Source organism: Thomasclavelia sp., assembly GCF_017889095.1.
Taxonomy (GTDB): domain Bacteria; phylum Bacillota_I; class Bacilli_A; order Erysipelotrichales; family Coprobacillaceae; genus Thomasclavelia.
The window spans coordinates 1-3,519 of record NZ_JAGHEW010000296.1 but is presented as its reverse complement, the minus strand read 5'-3'; the positions used below and the strand labels follow the sequence as shown (position 1 = coordinate 3,519).

4 protein-coding genes are annotated in these 3,519 nt (G+C 32.1%); all 4 read left to right on the top strand.

All coding sequences use genetic code 11. The features are described 5' to 3' along the window. Window positions 1-1,681, top strand: a 1,681-nt coding sequence (locus tag J7M77_RS13110) for an MBG domain-containing protein (protein ID WP_296879307.1), incomplete at its 5' end; no start/stop codon positions are given. Between the two features lie 177 nt (window positions 1,682-1,858). Beyond that, a complete protein-coding gene (locus J7M77_RS13105) occupies window positions 1,859-2,272 on the top strand; it encodes a YjdF family protein (RefSeq protein WP_296879306.1) in 414 nt (137 codons plus the stop codon). A 24-nt stretch (window positions 2,273-2,296) separates the two neighbouring features. Next, on the top strand, window positions 2,297-2,863 hold the full coding sequence (locus J7M77_RS13100) for a YdcF family protein (protein WP_296879304.1): 567 nt from the start codon (window positions 2,297-2,299) through the stop codon (window positions 2,861-2,863). 37 nt (window positions 2,864-2,900) lie between these two features. Continuing rightward, a complete protein-coding gene (locus J7M77_RS13095; protein ID WP_296879302.1) occupies window positions 2,901-3,419 on the top strand; it encodes a nitroreductase in 519 nt (172 codons plus the stop codon). Window positions 3,420-3,519 lie beyond the last annotated feature (100 nt).

Sequence of the window (3,519 nt, the reverse complement as noted above, 5' to 3'; positions counted from 1 at the left end):
TTATAATGGAGCCAGTGCTACTAAAGAATTTACAATCTCACAATTTAAAAATGAATGGACAACTAAGCTTTCAATCAGTGATTGGACTTATGGTGGACCAGCAAAAGAACCTACAGCTAAAGCAAAATTTGGTGATGTAACATATACTTATAGTAATCAAGAAAATGGGAAATATACAAATACTGTTCCAACCGATGCTGGAACATGGTACGTTAAAGCAACAGTTGAAGGAAATACTAATTATACAGGATTAGTTGCAACTAAATCATTTAAAATTGAAAAAGCTGAAAGTACGATTTCTATTACAACCAAAGATATGGATAAAACTTATAATGGTAATATTGTAGCTGATCCAGAGTATAAGAAATCAGGAAGTACAAAAGATTTAGTCATTACCTGGTATGTAAAAGATGGTGAAAATTGGAATAAACTTAAAGAAGCACCAACAGATGTTGGAAGTTATAAAGTTATCGTAAGTGTAGAAGCAGATAGCAATTATAATGGAGCCAGTGCTGCTAAAGAATTTACAATCTCGCAATTTAAAAATGAGTGGACAACCAAGCTTTCAATCAGTGATTGGACTTATGGTGAAGAATCCAATGATCCAAAAGCTGTAGCTAAATTTGGTGATGTAACATTTACATACAGTAATCAAGAAGATGGAGAATATACAAGTGCTGTTCCAACTAAAGCCGGAACATGGTATGTTAAGGCAACGGTTGAAGGAAATGATAATTACACCGGATTAGAAATAATCAAATCATTTGAAATCAAGAAAGCTGATAGTACCGTTTCCATTACAACTGAAGTTTTGGATAAAACTTATGATGGAAATGATATTAACAATCTAGAATATAATATAACTGGAAGTGATAAAGATGCGGTTATTACCTGGTATGTAAAAGATGGTGATAATTGGAATAAACTTGAAAGCGCACCAACTAATGTTGGAAGTTATAAGGTTGAAGTCAAGGTAGAAGCGAATGATAATTACAATGAAGCTAGTACTGAAAAAGAATTTGTAATTTCTAAAGCTGATAATGAGTGGGAAGAAGAACTTTCAATTGAAGATTGGATTTATGGTGAAAAAGCTAATGATCCTAAAGTTTCAGCTAAATTTGGTAAAGTAACAATTACATACAGTAAAGAAAAAGATGGAGTATATACCGATGTAATTCCTAGTGAAGCGGGAATATGGTATGTTAAGGTAACCGTTGAAGGAAATGACAATTATACAGGATTAGAAGTAATTGAATCATTTGAAATCAAAAAAGCTGATAATAAATGGAAAGAAGAACTTACAATTGAAAACTGGACTTATGGTAATCAAGCTAATGAACCTAAAGCTTCAGCTAAATTTGGTGATGTGATCTTTATATACAGTGATAAAAAAGATGGTGAATATATTAAAGATGTACCAAGTGAAGTTGGAACCTGGTATGTTAAAGCTATTGTTTTAGAAACTGAAAACTATATGGGATTAGAAAGTGAACCAGTTGAATTTAAGATCGTTGAAGAAAAAGCGGTTGTTGAAGAACCAGAAGATGATTTACCGGAAACTGATAAAAAAGAAAATGGTTCTGTAAATACTGGCGATAATATGAATATGTTATTGTGGGCTGGATTAATGATGATCGCTGGGGCTGGTTTGAAGGTTTCGAGAAAGAAAAGAAATGATTAGATGATAAAGGGATTATAATTAACTTTATAATCTCTTTTCTTTATTTGAATGAACGGTTATAATATAACTGCTAGAATAAAAACACATTGCGGTTGGTAGTCCGCAAGCACTTATGTGTCAGTAACCTGCCTCCTTAGGTTGTCCGTTTCTAGGAATTTTTATAAGGAGGGCGCTTTGATGGCAAAAATAAGTTTAGAGCTGGATGTTTATTTTGAAGATCCTTTTTATGTCGGAATGTTTTATTTAAAAGAAAAGGATTCGGTTAAAATTGCTCGTGTTGTTTTTAATCAGGAACCTAGTGATGGTGAGATTTATTTACTGGTATTAAAAAAGTTTAAGAATTTAGTTTTTAGTGCCAAAATGAATGTTAAACCTGATAAACAGGTTGGTTATAAACGACAGCAGCGGCTGATCAAAAAACAAACGGCAAACTTACAGACGGGTACAAAATCAATGCAGGCTTTAAAAAAACAATATGAAGCTAATAAGCAATTAAACAAACAAAAACATTCTAGGTTAAAAAAAGAATGTGAAGAAAAATTGTATCTGTTGAAAAAACAAAAGCGTAAATCTAAACATCGTGGTCATTAGCCACGATGTTTTGAAAGGAAAGTTATGATTATTTTATTGATTATAGTAATAATTTTATTAATTAATTTAGTTATCTTTTTAAGTGTGTTTAAAAATCCGCAAACCAAGATTAAAGATATTGTTTATGATTGGGGTATTGTTTGTGGTTATCCGGCAAGTGATGATGGCAGTCCTTCTTTGATCATGAAATCAAGAATTGAAGCTGGGGTAAAGTTGTATCAAGCTGGTAAAATAAAAAAGATCTTAGTTTCTGGCGGGGCGGTTAAAAATCAATACGTTGAAGCTAAAGTAATGAAGGCTTATGCGATTAAGTTAGGTGTTAAAAAAGAAGATATTATCGTTGAAGATAAATCGGTAAGTACCTATCATAATTTAATGTATTGCAGTAAAATTGTAAAAGATGATCAGTGTTTAGTTATAACTAATAGCTGGCATTTGCGAAAAGCTGATCATTATGCTCGTAAGTTTAAATTAAATTATGCTATGTATAAGGCTAAAGCACCTCAAAGTTTTTCTGTTTTAAAGATTATTGGATTGCATATAGATTGTAATTTAATTATGTATCGCAATTTTTTTAAAGGCTTATCTTAATTTTGTGCTATAATAGTACATTATGGAGGTGTTGAAGATGAATGAAGTAGTTAATAGTTTAATTAATCGTCGTAGTGTTCGCAGTTATCAAGATAAACAAGTTGATCAAGAAACATTAGATCAAATCTTAGAAGCAGGATTATATGCTCCTTCAGGTATGGATCGTCAGCCAACGATCATGGTCGTAGTTCAAGACAAAGAAACCATTGCTTATCTTTCTAAATTAAATGCAGCTGTGATGAATAGTAATAATGATCCATTTTATGGGGCACCAACAGTAGTCATTGTTTTAGCTGATGCTACAGTGGGTACTTATATTGAAGATGGTAGTTTAGTAATGGGGAATTTGATGAATGCGGCTAATGCTTTAGGGGTTGATTCTTGCTGGATCAATCGAGCTAAAGAGGTATTTAATAGTAAAGAAGGTAAAGAGTTATTAAACAAATGGGGCATTGATGAAAAGTATGTTGGTATTGGTAACTGTATCTTAGGATATGCTAATGGGGAAAAACCAACGGCTAAACCTCGCAAAGATAAGCGGATTTATCGCATTTAACTGCTGGAAACAGCAGTTTTTGCTTTATTATTAATTTATGGTAAAATAGAAAAAAATGAGGTGAATAAAGTGTATATCGTTCAAGTGATCGTTGAGCATC